Below are 19255 nucleotides of genomic sequence, written 5' to 3'. Positions count from 1 at the left end.
GTGGGCGGAAGGCCGCGGATCATTTGCTTGACTCTTATATAAGATATAAGACATTTGACCGGGTGGGGTATTGCGATTAGAATCGCGCCCAAGCGGCGCCCGGACCAGCCTCGGGGTGCCCGAAAAGATTCCCCTGTAACGTCATCTCAGCAGGTCTCCCATGCTTGAAAACTTTCGCGCTCACGTGGCCGCCCGCGCCGCGCTCGGTATTCCTCCCCTGCCGCTGACGGCTCAGCAGACCGCCGAACTGGTCGAGCTGCTGACCAACCCGCCCGCCGGTGAAGAGCAGACGCTGCTCGACCTGATTACCCATCGCGTGCCCGCCGGCGTGGACGAAGCCGCCCGCGTGAAGGCTGGCTTCCTGGCCGCCGTGGCCAAGGGTGAAACCGCTAGCCCGCTGATTTCGCGTGCCCGCGCCACCGAACTGCTCGGCACGATGCTGGGCGGCTACAACATTCAGCCGCTGATCGAGCTGCTGTCCGATGACGCCGTCGCCGCCGTCGCTGCCGACGCACTGAAGAAAACCCTGCTGATGTTCGACCAGTTCCATGACGTGAAGGAACTCGCCGACAAGGGCAACGCGCATGCGAAGGCCGTGCTGCAGAGCTGGGCCGACGCCGAATGGTTCACGAGCCGTCCGGAAGTGCCGGAAAGCCTGACCATCACCGTGTTCAAGGTCACGGGCGAAACCAACACCGACGACCTGTCGCCGGCACCGGACGCCACCACCCGCCCGGACATCCCGATGCACGCGCTGGCGATGCTGAAGAACGCACGCCCTGGCATCACGCCGGAAGAAGACGGCAAGCGCGGCCCGGTCAAGTTCATCGAATCGCTGAAGGAGAAGGGTCACCTGGTCGCCTACGTCGGCGACGTGGTCGGCACCGGCTCCTCGCGCAAGTCGGCCACCAACTCGGTGCTGTGGTTCACCGGTGAAGACATTCCCTACGTTCCGAACAAGCGTTTCGGCGGCGTGTGCCTCGGCGGCAAGATCGCCCCGATCTTCTACAACACGATGGAAGATGCCGGCGCGCTGCCGATCGAACTCGACGTGTCGCAAATGAATATGGGCGACGTGGTCGAACTGCGCCCGTACGAAGGCAAGGCGCTGAAGGACGGCAAGGTGATCGCCGAATTCCAGGTCAAGTCGGACGTGCTGTTCGACGAAGTGCGCGCCGGCGGCCGCATTCCGCTGATCATCGGCCGCGGCCTGACCGCCAAGGCGCGTGAAGCGCTGGGCCTCGCACCGTCGACGCTGTTCCGCCTGCCGCATCAGCCGGCCGACAGCGGCAAGGGCTTCTCGCTCGCGCAGAAGATGGTCGGTCGCGCGTGCGGCCTGCCGGAAGGCCAGGGCATCCGTCCGGGCACGTACTGCGAACCGAAGATGACCTCGGTCGGCTCGCAAGACACCACCGGCCCGATGACCCGCGACGAACTGAAGGACCTGGCGTGCCTGGGCTTCTCGGCCGACCTCGTCATGCAGTCGTTCTGCCACACCGCTGCGTATCCGAAGCCGGTGGACGTGAAGACGCACCAGACGCTGCCGAACTTCATCAGCACGCGTGGCGGTATTGCGCTGCGCCCGGGCGATGGCGTGATCCACTCGTGGCTGAACCGCATGCTGCTGCCCGACACCGTCGGCACCGGCGGCGACTCGCACACGCGCTTCCCGATCGGCATCAGCTTCCCGGCAGGCTCGGGCCTGGTCGCCTTCGCGGCTGCCACCGGCACGATGCCGCTGGACATGCCGGAATCGGTGCTGGTTCGCTTCAAGGGCAAGATGCAGCCGGGCGTTACGCTGCGTGACCTTGTGAACGCGATTCCGCTGTACGCGATCAAGCAGGGCATGCTGACGGTCGCCAAGCAAGGCAAGAAGAACATCTTCTCGGGCCGCATCCTCGAAATCGAAGGCCTGCCTGACCTGAAGGTCGAGCAAGCGTTCGAGCTGTCGGACGCCTCTGCCGAGCGTTCGGCCGCCGGTTGCACGGTGCACCTGAACAAGGAACCGATCATCGAATACCTGAACAGCAACATCACGCTGCTCAAGTGGATGATCGCGCAGGGCTACCAAGACCCGCGCAGCCTGCAGCGCCGAATCAAGGCGATGGAAGCATGGCTGGCCGATCCGCAACTGCTGCAGCCGGATGCCGACGCCGAGTACGCCGCCGTCATCGAGATCGACCTGGCTGACATCCACGAGCCGATCGTGGCCTGCCCGAACGATCCGGACGACGTGAAGACGCTGTCCGACGTGGCCGGCGCGACGATCGACGAAGTGTTCATCGGCTCGTGCATGACCAACATCGGCCACTTCCGTGCGGCGTCGAAGCTGCTGGAAGGCAAGCGCGACATCCCGGTCAAGCTGTGGGTTGCGCCGCCGACCAAGATGGACCAGAAGCAACTGACCGAAGAAGGCCACTACGGTGTGTTCGGCACGGCCGGCGCCCGCACCGAAATGCCGGGCTGCTCGCTGTGCATGGGCAACCAGGCACAGGTGCGCGAAGGTGCGACGGTTATGTCGACGTCGACCCGCAACTTCCCGAACCGTCTGGGCAAGAACACGAATGTGTATCTGGGTTCGGCGGAACTGGCGGCAATCTGCTCGCGTCTGGGCAAGATTCCGACCAAGGAGGAGTACATGGCCGACATGGGTGTGCTTAACGCGAACGGCGACAAGATCTACAAGTACATGAACTTCGACCAGATCGAAGACTTCAAGGAAGTGGCCGACACCGTGCAGATGTAATGCGTAGTCGCAGCCGCGTCGGGTCGTTCCTGACGTAGCCAAGTGCAAAGGCGCCGAGGGCATTCAACCCTCGGCGCCTTTTCTTTTCGCTCTTCTCAAGGTTCCGGCGGGGGCCGGAACCAGAAGGGAGCCCGCTTCCTTAGCCGCGCGTTGTCAATGGATGATGATCGACACCGTTGAATACGCCGGCACCGTGATCGTCTCGCTGTACGTGCCAGCCTTTGTGCCGCGCGCGACCGGGAACTGGCCGAAGCCTTGCAGCGTGGCCGGTACGGACGTCGGCATGGTGCGCTGGCTGCTGTAGTTCGGGCCGTTCAGCGCCGGGATCGAAAAGCCGCTGTCCGAGCGAGCCGGATACGCGAAGCCCGACGGGCTGCCCGGCACCGGCAGCAGCGCGACCGCCGTGCCCCAGCGGCCCGTTGCATCGCCCAGGCCTGCACCGCCGCCGGCCTGGATGGCGCTGTTCAGTACCGCAGCCGAATCCGTCGACGAGAAGTTCTGCAGCAGATTCGTGTAGTACGCAATGCCGTACTGGCGCAGCAGGAAGCCGCCCAGGCTGCCCGAAATCGGATACCCCGGGCACGACGAAGACAGCGACGGATCAAACGCCGTCAGCGAGCAGTCGTACGCGCTTTGCAGCCAGGCCGGGAAGCGGCTGTCGCGCACGTTGTTGAAGGTGGGGTCGATCTGGCTGGAGAGCACGTCTTCCATCGTCATCGCCGTCATTTCTTCCAGCCACGTGCCGTACATGTACTGCGAGCCGTGCAGCACGCCGCGCTGATAGAAGTTGGCCATGTGGGTGAACTCATGGCCGAGTGTCGAGATGACGGTGTTCAGCCCGTCTGTGCCGCCCAGGTAGATGGTTTCTGAATCCACATACAGCGACAGCGACTGGTTCGACAGCGGCTGCGAGCTGGTGGTGAAGTTGTTGCGCGCCCAGAAGTAGCCGACGCGGCCATAGGGCTGGCTATCGGGCTGGATGTTCAGCACCACGATGTCGAGCGCCTGGTTCGGATCGATCAGGCTGGCCGAGCTGGAATAGCTGCCCCACGGCTGGCCGACCAGCGAAGTGGCCAGCGTATAGACCGACTGCATGCCCGAAGCAAACTTGGTGATGAGCGTGTTGATGATGCCGTCGCTGATCTTGCTCGTGCCGTACTCGGTGTTTTCCACCCACAGGTTGATGACGCGACCATCCGTGGCCGTGGTTTGCTGGCGCAGCGTGGTCGTGCGCACGGTGGCGGTGCCGTCCGGCTGCTGGTGGTTCCACGTGCGCTGTGTGCCGACGCTGGCCACCGACTGCGGACGCAGGACCGTATCGTTGGAGGCGCCTTGCGTCTTGAGGGGGCCACCACCGGTGGCGTATCCGTCCAGCGCATGCATGTTGAAATCGGAAAGCTGGCGGTCGAACGCGGCGTTGGCGTCATTGCCCGCCACGTCGGCGGCAGTCTTCGGGACTGGCGTGCCCGTGGCGTTCAGCAGCCCCAGCCCTGTCAGCGAGATGGACGGCATCGGCTGAGCCGCCGCACTCTGGTTGGTGTAGACGAGCGTCACGCTCTGACCGGTCAGCCCCGCGATCGACACTGGCACCGAGCCGGCTGCTCCGCCCGTATTGGTGGCTTGCCACACGCCCACGCCGGAGCCGGCGTAGGTATTGCCCAGTGCGCCGCAGTTCGACCCGCTGCACGCCGCCGCCACGGTGATATTGGCTGACGAGCCTTGTGTGGACGCCGGGGTGGCCCCCGAGCCGCCACCGCCACCGCCGCCGCCACAGGCGGCCAGAGTACCTGCCGCGGCCACCATCATCGCGATGGTCCATTGCTTCGTGCCGCGCACGTTGTTGCTGCTGCGTTCCATCCACTTCTCTCCAATTCCGCACATAACAAATGCCTGCACAGGGGCGGCTCGTGACTGCCTCAAGCGCAACATGCGGACGGATTCTCAAGGTGAAGTGGCGGATTCGATCCGTGGAAATGACGCCCTCACAGGCGCCAATTCCCCCCGATGTGGGGGTGCGCAAAGTTTGCGTTGTCGAAAAGGTTGAAAAAGTCGTAGCCGCGGGATGTAGATGCAGAAAACGGAGGAGGGAGCTCGGCGCCACTTTGGCGACGGTGCCGTCCGCTAGAATGGGCCGCCCGCTCATTCACAGCGCCGCAAACGCGCTCAATACGTCACCCGCCGATGCTCGTTGCGCAGCTCAAATCGTTTTTCATGGTCGCCCGCCTGGGCAGCATCACGCTGGCTGCCAAGCAGCTTGGCCTGTCGCAGCCGACCGTGACTTCGCAGATCCGCGCCCTGGAAGAGGCCTACGGCGTCGAGCTGTTCTACCGGGGTGGTCGCCGGCTGAGTCTGTCCGATGCCGGCGTACGGCTGATGCCGCTGGTAGACCAGCTCGTGCGCCAGGAAACCGAGATCGACTTCTTCCTGCGCAACTCCGGCGACATGGGATCGGGCCACCTGCGCATCGGCGCGACGGCGCCGTATTACGTGCTCGACATCGTTGACCGCTTCTGCAAGAGCCACCCTGGCATCGATGTCAGCATCGAAGCAGGCAATTCGGTGCAGATGCTCGAGGCGCTGCAGGAGTACCGGGTGGACGTGGCCTCGTCGTCGCAGCGGGTGGACGATGCGCGCTTTCTACGCATTGAGCTGGCGCGCGATCCGCTCGTGCTGGTGGTGCATCGCAGCCACGCGCTCGCCGACCGGACGAGCGTGCCTGTGAGCGTGCTGTCGCAATGCCGGCTGCTGGTGCGCGAAGTCGGGTCGACCACGCGCGCCATGACCGAAACGATGATGGCGCAGGCTGGCGTGACGCCGGCTTCCACGGTGGAGATCGGCAGCCGGGAATCCATCCGCGAGGCCATTACGCGCAACCTGGGCGTGAGCGTCATTGCCCGCCAGGAAGTACCGAGCCACGCCGATCTGCGTGTGCTGCCGTTCGAAGGCGGCGCGCCGGAGCTGAGCGAATACCTGTACTGCCTGCAGGATCGGCGCGATGCGCGGCTGATTGCCGCCTTCCTGAGCGAAGTCCGGCCGGTCTCGTCATAGACGAACCAAAATCCGGAAATGCGCGCATTGGCGTTTTTGGGGTAACTGCCACAAGGGGTACATGTCGGCTGGCTACAGTGGCGACCGTTTTTGCCACTGTCTGCGCCCCCGTGCCCCTACCTCAGCCTGTTATCAACCCGACGTCGGGTTCCGCCGCGCCGTTCCTGTCCGTGCGACGCGTCTCGCGCCGCTTTGGCGCATTCACGGCGCTCGATGGAGTGTCGCTGGATGTCGCGCAGGGCGAATTCGTCTGCCTGCTGGGCCCGTCGGGCTGCGGCAAGACGACCCTGCTGCGCATCATTGCGGGGCTGGAGGCGCACGACGGCGGCCAGATCGTCGCCGGTGGCCGCGATATTTCCAACCTGCCCCCGCGCGAGCGTGACTACGGCATCGTCTTCCAGTCTTACGCGCTGTTCCCCAACCTGACGGTTGCGCAGAACGTCGGTTACGGGCTGGACAGCAGCAACGGTAACCGTGCGCGCATGCAGGCGCGTGTCTCGGAGATGCTCGCCCTGGTCGGCCTGGCCGGCAGCGAGGCGAAATACCCGTCGCAGCTGTCGGGCGGCCAGCAGCAGCGTGTGGCACTGGCCCGCGCGCTGGCGCCCGCGCCGTCGCTGTTGCTGCTGGATGAGCCGATGTCGGCGTTGGACGCCCAGGTGCGCGAACACCTGCGCATCGAGCTGCGCCGCCTGCAGCGCAAGCTGAACGTCACCACGCTGATGGTTACGCATGACCAGGACGAGGCCATGGCAATGGCCGATCGCATCGCGGTGATGTCCAACGGCCGCATTGAGCAGACGGGCTCGCCGGCGGAGATTTATTCGCGCCCGGCCACCGGCTTTGTCGCCGGGTTTGTCGGCCAGGCCAACTGGCTGCCGCTCGAACGCGCGGAGGACGGCACGCCCACGCTGGCCGGCCAACCGTTGCTACTCGATCCGGCTTTCGCCGATGGCGGATCGATGCAAGGCCGCCTGTTCTGCCGCCCCGAGGCCGTCACGCTGCACCCCGACGACGACGCTCCCAACCGCCATCTCGCCCGCGTGGTCGACCAGATCTACCTGGGCAGCCGCACGCGCGTGACGCTGTCGATCGATGGCCTGGCCGATGCACCGCTGGTGGCCGAAGTGGCATCGAACGCCCTGCAAGCCGGCCGCAATGACCTGGCTGACAGCAAGCTTTGGATCGCGCTGGAGCGCGACGGCCTGCGCGTGTATGCCTGAGGCCGCCATGTCGATGCTGCCCCCCGAGGCCAACGTGGTTGCAGCCACGCAATCCGACCCGGTTCGCTCTGCGAGCCGTCCTTTCTGGCGTACCGATACGCCCGTGCTGACCGGTATGAAGCTTGGCTGGCTGCTGTTGCTCACCATCGGCTTGCTGTTGCCGACAGCGATGATGTTGTTGCAGGCCACGGGGCTGGTTGCCAGTGTGCGCAGCACAGACGAGCACGGCCTGGCGCTGGTTGCCCACGTGGTGCGGGCGCCGAATTTTCTCGACATGGTTGGCCGTACGCTGGCCGTGTCCGGCGCCGTGGCCGCCATTGTGGTGCCGCTGGCGTTTGCCCTGGCTTACGCGGTGCAGCGCACGCGCATGCCGTTACGCGGCACGATGCGTACGCTGGCGATGCTGCCGCTGTTTGCACCGTCGCTGCTGCCGGGCATTGCGCTGGTCTACCTGTTCGGCAACCAGGGCCTGTTCAAGGCATGGATGCACGGCGGCAACATCTATGGCTTCTGGGGCATCGTGCTGGGTGAGGTGTTTTACACGTTTCCGTATGCACTGATGCTGCTGCTGGCGACCCTCACACTGGCGGACGGCCGGCTGTATGACGCCGCACGTGCCATGGGCGCAAGCCCGTGGCGCACGTTTCGCACGGTCACGCTGCCCGGCGCGCGCTACGGCTTGTTTGGCGCCTTCGCGCTGGTCTTCACGCTGGTCGCGACCGACTTTGGCGTGCCGACCGTGGTGGGCGGCAGCTATCAGGTGCTGGCTGTGGAGGCCTACAAGGCGGTGGTCGGCCAGCAGCAGTTTGCGCGCGGCGCCGTCATCGGCTTGATGCTGCTACTGCCTGCGCTGCTGACCTTTGCGGTCGAGCGCATCGTGCAGCGTCGTCAGCACGCCGCGCTTGCCAGCCGTGCACAGCCATATCACCCGCAGCCGGATCGTCTGCGCGACGGGCTTTTCCTGTTGCTGAGTGCGTTGGTGGTCGGCGGGATTCTGCTGATGCTGGCCACCGCCATTGGCGCGTCGCTGGTCAAGCTCTGGCCGTACAACCTCGAGCTGTCGCTGCGCAACTACGACTTCGACAACATGGATGGCGGCGGCTGGCTGGCGTATCGCAACAGCCTGAAGCTGGCTGCGCTGACCACGGTGTTCGGTACCGCACTGATCTTCACCGGTGCATGGCTGGTCGAAAAGACGCGGGCTGCAGGATGGTTGCAATCGTGGCTGCATGCGGCCATCCGCTTTGCCGTGCTGCTGCCGATGGCGGTGCCCGGCCTCGTGCTCGGTCTGGGCTATGTCTTCTTCTTCAACCATCCGGCCAATCCCCTCAACGGCCTGTATGGCGGCATGGCGCTGATGGTGCTCTGCACGATCATGCATTGCGCCACGGCGGCGCACCTGACATCCGTAGCGTCGCTGGGGCAGCTCGATCCGGTGTTCGAGGCGGTGTCGGCCTCGCTCAAGGTGTCGGCGCTGCGCACCTACTGGCGCGTGACGCTGCCGATGTGTCTGCCTGCCGTCCTGTCGTGCGCGCGCTATCTGTTCGTGTCGGCCATGACCACCGTGTCGGCCGTGATCTTCCTCTACAGCCCGGACACCGTGCTCGCGTCCGTGGCCGTGCTGAACATGGACGACGCCGGCGACATCGGCCCCGCCGCGGCCATGTCCACGCTCATTCTTGTCACGTCGATCGTCGTATCGCTGCTGCTGGAGCTGGCCATGCGCGGCATCGTGCGCCGCACGCAGGCCTGGCGCACGGCGGCGCATTGAATTCGTAGTCCGTCATAGCAGAACAGCAACAAGCAGAAAGGAAGCAAGAACATGGGTGACTCCTCCCCAATCACGGCGCGCCAGGCGGGCGCAGACCGCCTCAACCCTGGCAACACGCCGTTGCGGCTCGAGGCCGCGGTCCTGGACTGGGCTGGCACCGTGGTCGACTTTGGCTCGTTTGCCCCGACGCAGATCTTCGTCGAAGCGTTTGCCGAGTTTGGCGTGGCCATCACGCTGGACGAAGCACGTGGCCCCATGGGCCTGGGCAAGTGGGACCACATCCGCACGCTGTGCAACGACGGCGCGATTGCCGCGCGCTTCTCGCTCGCACACGGCCGCATGCCCACCGATGACGATGTCACCGCCATCTACAACCGCTTCATGCCGCTGCAGATCGAAAAGGTCGGCGCGCATTCCGCCCTGATTCCGGGCGCGCTGGACACCGTCGCCGCGCTGCGCGAAGCCGGTTTGAAGATCGGCACGTGCTCGGGTTACCCGCGCGTGGTGATGGACCGTGTAGTCGACTTGGCTGCCAGTGCCGGCTACATGCCCGACTGCGTGGTCGCTTGCGATGAAGTGCCCCGCGCCCGCCCGTGGCCTGCGCAGGCCCTGCGTTGCGTGGTCGATCTTGCGATTGGTGACGTAGCCGCCTGCGTGAAGGTCGACGACACCGTGCCCGGCATCGAAGAGGGCCGCCGGGCCGGCATGTGGACCGTTGCGCTGCTGATGTCGGGCAACGCGCTCGGCCTGCCCTACGAACAGTACGCCGCGCTGTCTGCGGACGAGCGTGCGCGCCATCGGGTCGCCATCTCGGCCGGTTTTTCCGCCTGCCGTCCGCATTACGAGATCGACACGATTGCCGATCTGCCTGAAGTCGTGGCCGACATCAACCGCCGCCTCGCGCGCGGTGATCGCCCGCAGTGCATTTGAGTTTGTAGTCCTGTTCGTTGTCTTTTCCGCTGCATCACACCATACCGAGGAAACCATGACCGCACGTCTTTCCCTGCTGGCTGTCGCAATCACGTCGGCAACGATGGCGTTTGCCACGTCGGCATTCGCCAAGACCACGTTGACCGTGTACACGGCACTGGAAGCTGACCAAGTGAAGGCGTACCAGGAGGCTTTCGAGAAGGCCAATCCGGACATCGAGATCAAGTGGGTGCGCGACTCCACTGGCGTTGTCACCGCCAAGCTGCTGGCCGAGAAGAACAACCCGCGCGCTGACGTGGTTTGGGGCCTTGCCGCATCGAGCCTGGCCATCCTGGACAAGGAAGGCATGCTGACGCCGTACGCGCCGGCCGATCTGGCGAAGATCGGTGCGACGTACCGCGACAAGGCTAATCCGCCGGCATGGGTTGGCATGGACGCCTGGGGCGCCGCCATCTGCTTCAACACCGTCGAAGCAGAAAAGCAGCACCTGCCGAAGCCGACTTCGTGGGCCGACCTGACCAAGCCGGTCTATGCTGGCAAGATCGTCATGCCGAATCCGGCCTCGTCCGGCACGGGTTACCTCGACGTCAGCGCATGGCTGCAGATGCTGGGTGAGCAGAAGGGCTGGGCCTACATGGACGCGCTGCATCAGAACATCGGCCAATACACGCACTCGGGCTCCAAGCCTTGCAAGATGGCGGCCTCAGGTGAGTTCCCGATCGGTATCGCGTTTGAATACCGTGCCGTGAAATCGAAGAAGGAAGGTGCACCCATCGACATCGTGCTGCCGTCCGAAGGCCTGGGCTGGGACGTGGAAGCCACCGGCATCATGAAGGGCACCAAGAACCTGGACGCCGCCAAGAAGCTGGCTGACTTCTCGGCAAGCCCGGCTGCAATGGCGCTGTACGAGAAGAACTTTGCCGTGGTCGCCACGCCGGGCTTCTCCAAGCCGGATCCGCTGCTGCCGGCTGACTACGAAAAGCGTCTGATCAAGAACGACTTCACGTGGGCCAGCGCCAACCGCGACCGCATCCTCGCCGAGTGGACGAAGCGCTACGACGGCAAGTCGGAGAAGAAGTAAGCGATGCAAGCTCCCGTGACTCTTGGGGGCCTGGATGCCAGCACCGACGTCGCCATTGTCGGGGCTGGCATTTTGGGCTTGGCGCATGCAGCCGCTGCCGTCAAACGCGGCCTGCGCGTGACGGTGTTCGAGCGCAGTGATATTGCCGTCGGCGCGTCCATTCGCAATTTCGGTCAGATGCTGGTGACCGGCCAGCCGCCCGGCATCATGCTGGACCTCGCGCGTGAAAGCCGCGCGCTGTATCTCGACTGGGCCGACAAGGCAGGCATCTTTGCGCGCGCCAACGGTGCGCTGCTGTTTGCCCGCAATGTCTCAGAAGAGGCCGTGCTGGACGAGTTCATGGCGACGCGCGCAACGGCCTTCGGCTACAACGTCAAGCTGTTGCGCAGCGCAGACCTGACCAATCTCTACGATGGCCGCTTCATGCGCCACCGCGCAGCGCTCCAGGGCTTCGATGACCTGCAGCTCTATTCGCGCGAAGCCATTCCGGCGCTGGCGTCTTGGCTTGCCACGCAAGGCGTGCACTTCCATTTCGGTACGCTGGTGCGCCATGTGGAAGGCGGCCGGCTTGAGACCACCGCTGGCGTGTGCAATGCCGAGCGTGTGATTGTCTGCAGCGGCCATGATTACCAGACGTTGTGCGCCGACCACCTTCGCGCGCTGCAACCGCAGGTGTGCCGCCTGCAGATGCTGCGTGTCACGCCCGAAGACGGCTTCCGTCTGGAGCACGCCGTGCTAACCGGGCTGTCATGCACGCACTACGGGGCATTTGCTGATTTGCCAACCGCCCGTGCGCTGGCAATGCAGATCGAACATCAGCGCCCCGAGCTGGCGCGTCACGGCATTCACCTGCTGGTCAGTCCAACGCCCTATGGCGACTGGATCATTGGTGATTCGCACGACTACGGCCAGGACGCCCGCCCGTTCAATGCCGAGTCGGTCGACAACATCATGCTCGACCTCGCGCGTGACACGTTTGGCGGCAAGCTGCGCGTGGTGGAACGTTGGCAGGGCGTATATGGCGCCAAGTGCCATGTACCCGGCAGCGGCGCGTTCTCCATCACCCGCGTCGACGATCGCACCACCGTCGCGCTGATGCACAGCGGCATTGGCATGAGCGTCGGACCGGCGCTGGCGCACCGGCATATGGATGCGCTCGTCGATGGCACCGCGCTGCCGCAATGGACGCCGCCGGCAGGCGCGTCCGCAGCGCCCGCAGTTGTGGCTGCCTGACGGAGCGTCGTTCAGTGCAGGAACGCCCGCACGGTTCACGCCGCGCGGGCGTTCTTGTTTTCAGGCGGCAAAGAGTTCAACGATGGGCCAGCCGCGCGATTCGGCCACGGCTCGCAAGGTAGTGTCGGGGCTCACGGCCACCGGGTGCGAAACGGCTTCGAGCAGCGGCAGGTCGTTGCGTGAATCGCTGTAGAACACGGTCCGCGAGAAGTCCGTCATGCGCTGGCCGCGTTGCGCAAGCCACTCCGTCACGCGCACGATCTTGCCCGCGCCAAACGTGGCGGTGCCGAGCGGGTTACCCGTGAACGCGCCATCGCTCTGGCCGTTGCGGGTCTCGCCCTCCACCGCCAGCAGATGCGGTACGTTGAACGCCGTAGCAATCGGCTCGGTCAGGTAGCGGTGCGTGGCGGTGACGATGCAGCAAAGGTCGCCCGCGCGCAGGTGCGAGTCGACCAGTTGCCGCGCACGCGGCAGCATGGCCGGTGCGATGACGTCGCGCAGGAACGTGGCACGCCAGGCGTCGAGACGCGTGCGCGGGTGCTGGGCCAGCAGGCCGAGCGAGAAGCGCGCGTGTCGCGCAAAGTCGAGCGTGCCGTCACGGTATTCCCGCATCCAGCGTTCGTTGGCTTGCTCGAAGACGCTTCGATCCACGGCACCCTGGGCGACCAGGAAGCGGCCCCATTCGTATTCGCTGTCAATGGGCAGCAGGGTGTGGTCCAGGTCGAACAGGGCAAGCGATTGCATACAGCAGGCGGGGGGGGCGGTTGAAAAACCGCGAGGTTACGGCCCTAGCGCGTCGCGGCCGTGTCCATCGCCATAACTTTGGCGATGAACGCATCGGCCTTTTTATTGGGTGCCTGTGCAAGCCGCGGGTCCACGCAGTCAAGGAACGCGCGCACCAGCCGCGCGTCCTTGCGCTCCTTCAGGAAGTACAGGTATTCGTGGATGACCGGCGCGTTGTCGGTAAACGGCAGCACGCGCACGTCGGGCCGGCGCGGCGCTTCACGCGCGGGCACGATGCTGCAGCCCAGACCCAGGCTGATCGCCTCGTAAATGGCTTCGCGACTGCCGATGATGCTCGTGCTGGCGGGCTCGATGCCAGCCTTGGCGAACGCGTCTTCGGTGACGCGGCGTGTGACGGAGCCGGGCTCGCGCATCAGCAGCTGGCAGCCGGCAATGTCATCCAACGTAATGTTCGGGCGCCGTGCAAGCGCGTGGTCCAGCGGCACCACCAGCACCATCGTGTCTTCGGCCAGCGTGATGCGATGCAGGCGTTCGTCATCCACCGCGTGAGACGAAACCGCCAGGTCGATACGCACCTCCGACAGCGCTTCGAGCATCTGCTGCGAGTTGCCGAATTCGATGGTGATCTCGATGGTCGGATGCCGCGCGCGAAACGCCGCCACGCTGGGCAGGATGTAGTACGGGCCCGTAGCGCCCACGCGCAGGTTGCCGGTGCGCAGATCGCCGGCATTGCGCAGGAGAAAATCGACGTCACCTTCCTGCTGCGCCAGGCGCTCGACGATGGGCATAAGGCTCACACCCAGGTCGGACAGGTCCAGCCGGCTGCCGCGGCGGTGGAACAACTCCACGCCATACATCTCTTCCAGCTGGCGGATGCGTCCGGTCACGGTCGGCTGCGACAGGCGCAGGTGCTTGGCAGCGGAGGTAACGCTGCCCTGGCGCGCCACCTCGAAGAACGACATCAGTAGATCGCCCAGCATGGTTGTGTTTCCCTGATATGTCTTTTTGATCGTCAGGTGCACAGTCTAGGCAGCGTTTGTGACGCTACATACCGTGAAACCTTACGGTCAGCCACGGCCGCAGACGCTGGCGGCCGGCAACTGCCACGCGCATGTGAACGTGGTATGCGTCGATTGCAAAGTGGCAGGGCATTGCGAAGAGGGCGCCGGGCGCACATCGTGCTACCGTATGAACCTATGCGCGCAACAGAGGAGACACCATGCCGGTGCTGAAGGTCGATGTCGTCACGGCAGAAGAGCGGCTGTACGAAGGCAACGCCAAGTTTGTGGTCATCCCCGGCACCGAGGGTGAACTGGGCATCCTGCCTGGCCATGAACGTCTGCTGACGCGCATGCGCCCGGGCAGTCTCCGCGTTACACAGGAGAACGGTGAAGAGGTGATTCTGTTTGTGGCGGGCGGCTTTGTCGACGTCCAGCCCGAGCAGGTCATTGTGCTGGCAGACACCGCCGTGCGCGCACACGATCTGGATGAGGCAAAGGCGCAGCAGGCCCGCAAGGCGGCTGAGGAGCTGATGCAGAACAGCAAGAGCAAGTTCGACTACGCGCGCGCGCAGGCTGAGTTGGCTGAAGCCGTGGCACAACTGGCCGCCATCGAACGTTTGCGCAAGCGCCGCCGCTGAGCCTCTTCCGTCACAAATGGCCCCCGCTCCCCTCACACCATAACGGCGTTAATGTGTCGCCCCAGCCGGGGAGGGGTAAAGAACCGCGCCGGTTCTCCGTTTTAAGGCAGAACTATCGAATTCCCGCTGAACGTCGCCCCACAGACGTGATCGGTTCTGCCGGTTCTGCTGATGTCGCCCCTTGTTGTAATGGCCCGTGCGTTTGCGCTTGGTTGCCGCAAACACCCGAGTGCTGAGCATTCATTCGCGTTACCCATGCGCTTGCCGCGCGTGCCATCCAAGCCGAAGCGGTGTGCGCAAATGTTTGCGGTGGCCGCTGCGCTGCTTTGCCGCACGGCGCTGGCACAAACAGACGTCACCGATCTGACCGCACTGCCCATCGAGCAACTCATGCAGGTGCAGGTCGTCACCGGGGCGTCCAAGTACGCGCAAGCCGCGAATGAGGCACCGGCCAATGTTTCCGTCATCACGGCGGCGGATATCAAAGCCTATGGCTGGCGCACGCTGGCCGACATCCTGGGCAGTCTCCCGGGGCTGTACACCAACTACGACCGCAACTACACCACGCTGGGCGCACGCGGCTTCTTGCGCGCGGGCGACTATGACACGCGCTTCCTGTTGCTCATTGACGGCCATCGCACCAACGATCCTATCTTCGACCAGGCGGCCGTCGGCTCCGAAGCCATTCTCAACGTCGACCTGATCGAGCGGGTGGAGTACGTGCCCGGAGCCGGGTCGGCGGTGTACGGATCGAACGCGCTGTTCGGTGTGATCAACATCATCACCAAGCGAGGCCGTGACATTGACGGCGTGCAGGCCAGCGGATCAACGGGCAGCGCCAATGCGCGGGATGCCCGAGTGACGTGGGGCAGGCGGGCCGAGAACGGCGCCGAATGGCTGCTGTCGGCCAGCGTGAACGATGCCCCGGGGCGCGACCTCTACTTTCCCGAGTTCAACCAGCCGGGCGTGAGCGATGGCGTGGCCCGCGGCATGGATTACGACCGCGCCAAGCGCCTGTTTGCCAAGGGCAGTTTTGGCGAGTTCGGGCTGACCTTCGGCTACGTCGATCGTACGAAGGGCGTGCCGACCGCGCCGTACGACCAAAGCTTCAACGACCCGCGCTCGCGCACCGTCGACACGCGGCAGATGTTCAACGGCACGTGGCAGCACGCGCTGGACGACACGACCGACGTGACGGCGCGGCTGTTCTGGGGCCGCTATGTCTCGCAGGGGGACTACGCGTACAGCCCACCACCGGTCGGCATCAACCGCGATCTATTCGACACGGCGTGGTACGGCACGGAACTCAAGTTCGTGACGCGCCGCATCGAACGCCACACGCTGGTCATCGGCACGGAGCTGCAACGCGACTACCGTGATGCGATGCGCAATTTCGATACAGCGCCATACGCCAGCTACCTGGACGACCATCGCGACAACAACCGCGTGGGCGTGTATGTGCAGGATCAATTCATGCTCCATCGGGACTGGGTGCTGGACACGGGCCTGCGCTACGACCACACGAGTTTTGCGCCGGGCATCTTCAGCCCGCGCGTTGGCCTGATCTGGCATGCCGCCTCAACGACCACCGTCAAGGCGATCTACGGCATGGCCTATCGCGCGCCGAACGATTACGAGCTGAACTATCAGACCAGTGCGCCCGGGGGCCAACAAGTCACCAATGGGCTGTCGGCCGAACGCATACGCACGTATGAAACGGTAGTCGAGCAACAAGTTGCGGCAGGCGGCAAGGCGACCTTGTCGGTGTTTCAGAACAACGTTTCCAACCTGATCAGCCAAAGCCAAGACCCGAACACCGGGCTGCTCTTTTTCAGCAACGTAGCGNCGCGGCGCAGAACTCGGCTACGAGCAGAACTGGCCGGGCGGCACGCGCCTGCGCACGAGCTACAGCTTCCAGCGTTCCGAAGATGTCGATACCGGCCAGACGTTGAGCAACTCGCCGCGTCACATGCTCAAGATCAACGCCACCGCTCCTGTATGGCGCAGCGACTGGCGTGCCGGGATCGAGGCGCAGTACATCAGCAACCGGCTGACGACAGCCGGTCAGGTGGGCGGTTACTGGATCGCCAACCTGACCTTGCTGGCGGCACGGTTGGCGCCCAATCTGGAGATGTCGACCAGTATCTACAACCTGTTCGATCGGCGCTATGCGGATCCAGCGGGGCCGGAGTTGCCGCAGCCGTCCGTCGAGCAGGATGGCCGTGCCTTTCGCGTGAAATTCACCTACACCTTCCGATGAAAGCCCCGCACGGCATCGTCCGACGCGCCCAATGGCGACGACCGCGCAGGTTATGCGCGGTGCTGGGCGCTGTGCTGGCAGGTGTGGCATGGATGGGTGCCACGCACGCACAGATGCAGGCCAGCGAGGTGCAGGTCAAGGCGGCGTTCATCTATAACTTTGCGCTGTTCACCAACTGGCCGGCTGATGTCATGCAGGCCGACGCGCCAATGGTGGTGTGCGTGACCGCCCAACATCCGTTGCAGGCGGCCTTGGAAAAACTGACAGGAAAACCCGTGCGCGGACACCGCCTGGAAATCCGAAAGATCAACGACGGCACCGTTGCCGGCTGCCATGTCCTGGTGTTTGACGCGCGCGCCCAGAACGGCGTGCGCCTCGACCCGGGCACGCCGGTGCTGACGGTGTCCGACAGCCCGAAGAGCGAGCGCGTGGCCGGCAACCCCGAACCGATGATCGCGTTGACGCTGCATGACGATCGCGTGGTTTTCGACATCGATGCAGTGGCCGCGCGGCAGGCCCGTCTGCAGCTCAGCTCGCAACTGCTGCGCCTGGCTAGGACCGTGCAATGAGCCCGTCCATTACGACCCCTCGGCCCCGCCTGGGGCACTCCATGGTGCGGGCCAACATGGCCGGTGCTGGCGCGGCGCTAACCATCGCCGGCTTCCTGCTCATCGTGTTCCAGTTCATCGCGCTGCATGCGGCGCTGGTGCGCGACGTGCATGTGCAGGCGCGCATCGTGGGCGCCAACAGCGTGGCCGCGCTGCTCTTCAATGACCGTCGTGCCGCAGAAGAAACCCTGGCCGCGCTGGAGGCCTCGCCGCCGTTGCGTGCGGCAGGTATTTTCAGTGCGCTGCGCAAGCCGTTGGCGCTGTATCAGCACCACGATGCCGCGCCGGTGCGCGCGCCCGATGCCGCCATGCTGCGCGAGTCGGATGTGTCCACGCTCACCACGCTGGAGGTGGTGGAGCCGGTGGAGTCGGAGCGCCGCGTGATCGGCTATGTGGTAGTGCGCTCCAGCCTGACCGAGCTGTACATGCAACTGCTCGGCTATGCCGTGCTGACGGTGTCGGTGGGCATCGGCGCGATGGGTCTGGCGTATCTCGTGATTGCCCGCATGCGCCGTGCGGTGCTGCAGGCAGAGGCGCATCTGGACTACCTCGCCCACATCGATTCCGTCACGGAACTGCCGAACCGGCATGCCTTCAACGAGCGCCTGCAGGTGTCGCTCAAGCGCGCGGGTCAGGCGGGTGCAGTGGGGCTGCTTCTGCTGGATCTGGACAACTTCAAGGTCGTCAACGACACGCTGGGCCACAACAACGGCGACCGCCTGCTGCGCCAGGTTGCGCGGCGGCTGAACGACGTGATCGACCAAGCCAACCTGCGTGCCGTGCTGTGCCGCATCGGCGGGGACGAATTTGCGGTGATCGCCGAGCTGTCTGGCCGTGCGCAGATTGCCGACACGGAAGCGGCAACGCTGGCCGATGGCTTGGCCAAACGCATTCTTGCCGCGTTGGCGGCGCCGTTCGCGCTCGACCTGCATCAGATCTACGTGACGGCGAGCGTGGGCGTGAGCCTGTATCCGCATGACGCACGCGACGTGCAGGTACTCACGCGCAACGCCGACACGGCGATGTACCACGCCAAAAACCACGGCAAGAACGCAGCCGCGAGCTTCACGTCGGAGATGGACCAGCAGGCGCGCCGCCGCCTGCGCGTGGAAGCCGATCTGCGCCGCGCGCTCGATCGCGAAGAACTGCTGCTGGCCTACCAGCCGCAGGTGCGCCTGCGGACCGAAGACGCTCACGATGCGGTGCTCTCCAAGGCAAACGTCTATGGCGTGGAAGCACTGGTGCGCTGGCGCCATCCGGAGATCGGCCTGATCGGGCCCGGCGAGTTCATCGCCGTGGCGGAAGAAACCGGCCTGATCGTGCCGCTCGGCCTATGGGTGCTGCGCACCGCGTGCCAACAGGCGGTGCGCTGGATGCGCGAAGACGGCGTCACGCTGCGGGTGGCCGTCAACCTGTCGGCGCGGCAGACGCGCGACCCGGCCCTCGTGGAAAACGTCATGGACGTGCTGCGCGAAACCGGCATGCCGCCGAATCAGCTCGAACTCGAAATTACGGAGAGCGTGCTGATGGAAGACATCGAGGCCAACATCGCGCTGCTCGAATCCCTGCACGCGGCCGGCATCAGCCTGTCGATTGACGATTTCGGCACCGGGTATTCGTCGCTGGCGTATCTGCAGCGTTTCCCGATCCAGAAGCTCAAGATCGACCGCAGCTTCGTGCAGCGCATGCCCGGCGACGGTGAAGCCATTGCCGGCGCGGTGATCGCTATGGCGCATAGCCTGCGCATGCAAGTGGTGGCCGAAGGCGTGGAAGACCCCGAGCAACTCGCGTTGCTGCGCAATGCCGGATGCGACCTGGGGCAGGGCTATCTGTTCTCGCGCCCGCAGCACGCCGACGCGCTGATGGCGTGGCTCAACCGGCTGGACAACGTTTCGGACAGCGACATCGCTGCGGACGCCGAGGACGATGCAGTGCCGAGCGGGTCGTTGCCATCGTCGTTGGCGGGGTAACGTTT

At 64.9% G+C, this 19255-nt stretch carries 13 protein-coding genes and 1 pseudogene; 11 read left to right on the top strand and 3 right to left on the bottom strand.

Translation table 11 applies throughout. The annotated features are described in order from the left end of the window. Window positions 1-160 precede the first annotated feature (160 nt). Window positions 161-2746: a bifunctional aconitate hydratase 2/2-methylisocitrate dehydratase gene (gene acnB / locus ACTJK4_RS11455; protein WP_440817967.1), complete on the top strand. Its 2586-nt coding sequence runs from the start codon at window positions 161-163 to the stop codon at window positions 2744-2746. Window positions 2747-2899: 153 nt separating this feature from the next. On the opposite strand, the gene ACTJK4_RS11450 is transcribed toward acnB, so the two are convergent. Continuing rightward, on the bottom strand, window positions 2900-4603 hold the full coding sequence (locus ACTJK4_RS11450) for a M30 family zinc metallopeptidase (protein ID WP_440817966.1): 1704 nt from the start codon (window positions 4601-4603) through the stop codon (window positions 2900-2902). 324 nt (window positions 4604-4927) lie between these two features. Here ACTJK4_RS11450 and ACTJK4_RS11445 point away from each other — a divergent pair, with 324 nt between their 5' ends. The 6 genes from ACTJK4_RS11445 to ACTJK4_RS11420 all read left to right on the top strand — a co-directional run bounded on the left by ACTJK4_RS11445 (window position 4928) and on the right by ACTJK4_RS11420 (window position 12029). Then, entirely contained in the window at window positions 4928-5794 is an 867-nt protein-coding gene (locus tag ACTJK4_RS11445; RefSeq protein WP_322018276.1) for a LysR family transcriptional regulator, read from the top strand. Window positions 5795-5871: 77 nt separating this feature from the next. Continuing rightward, a complete protein-coding gene (locus ACTJK4_RS11440; RefSeq protein ID WP_440077152.1) occupies window positions 5872-7014 on the top strand; it encodes a putative 2-aminoethylphosphonate ABC transporter ATP-binding protein in 1143 nt (380 codons plus the stop codon). Window positions 7015-7021: 7 nt separating this feature from the next. Continuing rightward, window positions 7022-8785: a putative 2-aminoethylphosphonate ABC transporter permease subunit gene (locus ACTJK4_RS11435; protein ID WP_440817965.1), complete on the top strand. Its 1764-nt coding sequence runs from the start codon at window positions 7022-7024 to the stop codon at window positions 8783-8785. 51 nt (window positions 8786-8836) lie between these two features. Beyond that, window positions 8837-9715 (top strand): phosphonoacetaldehyde hydrolase, encoded by an 879-nt coding sequence (gene phnX / locus ACTJK4_RS11430; protein ID WP_440817964.1) that lies wholly within the window; start codon window positions 8837-8839, stop codon window positions 9713-9715. 55 nt (window positions 9716-9770) lie between these two features. Beyond that, a complete protein-coding gene (locus ACTJK4_RS11425) occupies window positions 9771-10796 on the top strand; it encodes a putative 2-aminoethylphosphonate ABC transporter substrate-binding protein (RefSeq protein ID WP_232039366.1) in 1026 nt (341 codons plus the stop codon). Window positions 10797-10799: 3 nt separating this feature from the next. After that, complete coding sequence (locus ACTJK4_RS11420; RefSeq protein WP_440817963.1) at window positions 10800-12029, top strand: TIGR03364 family FAD-dependent oxidoreductase; 1230 nt, start codon at window positions 10800-10802, stop codon at window positions 12027-12029. A gap of 60 nt (window positions 12030-12089) precedes the next feature. Here the strand turns inward: ACTJK4_RS11420 and ACTJK4_RS11415 are convergent, their stop codons facing one another. Next, window positions 12090-12773: an HAD family hydrolase gene (locus tag ACTJK4_RS11415; protein WP_440817962.1), complete on the bottom strand. Its 684-nt coding sequence runs from the start codon at window positions 12771-12773 to the stop codon at window positions 12090-12092. A 44-nt stretch (window positions 12774-12817) separates the two neighbouring features. After that, complete coding sequence (locus tag ACTJK4_RS11410; RefSeq protein WP_440817961.1) at window positions 12818-13753, bottom strand: LysR substrate-binding domain-containing protein; 936 nt, start codon at window positions 13751-13753, stop codon at window positions 12818-12820. Between the two features lie 239 nt (window positions 13754-13992). On the opposite strand from ACTJK4_RS11410, the gene ACTJK4_RS11405 reads away from it, so the two are divergent. The 4 genes and pseudogenes from ACTJK4_RS11405 to ACTJK4_RS11390 all read left to right on the top strand — a co-directional run bounded on the left by ACTJK4_RS11405 (window position 13993) and on the right by ACTJK4_RS11390 (window position 19250). Continuing rightward, window positions 13993-14412 (top strand): F0F1 ATP synthase subunit epsilon, encoded by a 420-nt coding sequence (locus ACTJK4_RS11405; protein WP_232039370.1) that lies wholly within the window; start codon window positions 13993-13995, stop codon window positions 14410-14412. Window positions 14413-14712: 300 nt separating this feature from the next. Continuing rightward, window positions 14713-16672: pseudogene (locus tag ACTJK4_RS11400) on the top strand (TonB-dependent receptor plug domain-containing protein). Further along, window positions 16669-17241: a YfiR family protein gene (locus tag ACTJK4_RS11395; RefSeq protein WP_232039371.1), complete on the top strand. Its 573-nt coding sequence runs from the start codon at window positions 16669-16671 to the stop codon at window positions 17239-17241. Before ACTJK4_RS11400 ends, ACTJK4_RS11395 begins: the two are co-directional and overlap by 4 nt. Further along, complete coding sequence (locus ACTJK4_RS11390) at window positions 17238-19250, top strand: putative bifunctional diguanylate cyclase/phosphodiesterase (RefSeq protein ID WP_440817960.1); 2013 nt, start codon at window positions 17238-17240, stop codon at window positions 19248-19250. The genes ACTJK4_RS11395 and ACTJK4_RS11390 overlap by 4 nt, the downstream gene beginning before the upstream one ends. Window positions 19251-19255: the final 5 nt, after the last annotated feature.

The organism is Ralstonia sp. 22111 (genome assembly GCF_052045895.1).
GTDB lineage: Bacteria > Pseudomonadota > Gammaproteobacteria > Burkholderiales > Burkholderiaceae > Ralstonia > Ralstonia wenshanensis.
Note: the sequence above shows the minus strand (reverse complement) of the source record. Positions and strands in the feature narration are given on the sequence as shown.

Coding starts and splice junctions, on each gene's coding strand:
- ACTJK4_RS11415 (WP_440817962.1), bottom strand. CDS start 12,773: ATGCAATCGCTTGCCCTGTTCGACCTGGACCACACCCTGCTGCCCATT.
- acnB (WP_440817967.1), top strand. CDS start 161: ATGCTTGAAAACTTTCGCGCTCACGTGGCCGCCCGCGCCGCGCTCGGT.
- ACTJK4_RS11390 (WP_440817960.1), top strand. CDS start 17,238: ATGAGCCCGTCCATTACGACCCCTCGGCCCCGCCTGGGGCACTCCATG.
- ACTJK4_RS11425 (WP_232039366.1), top strand. CDS start 9,771: ATGACCGCACGTCTTTCCCTGCTGGCTGTCGCAATCACGTCGGCAACG.
- ACTJK4_RS11445 (WP_322018276.1), top strand. CDS start 4,928: ATGCTCGTTGCGCAGCTCAAATCGTTTTTCATGGTCGCCCGCCTGGGC.
- ACTJK4_RS11435 (WP_440817965.1), top strand. CDS start 7,022: ATGTCGATGCTGCCCCCCGAGGCCAACGTGGTTGCAGCCACGCAATCC.
- ACTJK4_RS11450 (WP_440817966.1), bottom strand. CDS start 4,603: ATGGAACGCAGCAGCAACAACGTGCGCGGCACGAAGCAATGGACCATC.
- ACTJK4_RS11420 (WP_440817963.1), top strand. CDS start 10,800: ATGCAAGCTCCCGTGACTCTTGGGGGCCTGGATGCCAGCACCGACGTC.
- phnX (WP_440817964.1), top strand. CDS start 8,837: ATGGGTGACTCCTCCCCAATCACGGCGCGCCAGGCGGGCGCAGACCGC.
- ACTJK4_RS11410 (WP_440817961.1), bottom strand. CDS start 13,753: ATGCTGGGCGATCTACTGATGTCGTTCTTCGAGGTGGCGCGCCAGGGC.
- ACTJK4_RS11405 (WP_232039370.1), top strand. CDS start 13,993: ATGCCGGTGCTGAAGGTCGATGTCGTCACGGCAGAAGAGCGGCTGTAC.
- ACTJK4_RS11395 (WP_232039371.1), top strand. CDS start 16,669: ATGAAAGCCCCGCACGGCATCGTCCGACGCGCCCAATGGCGACGACCG.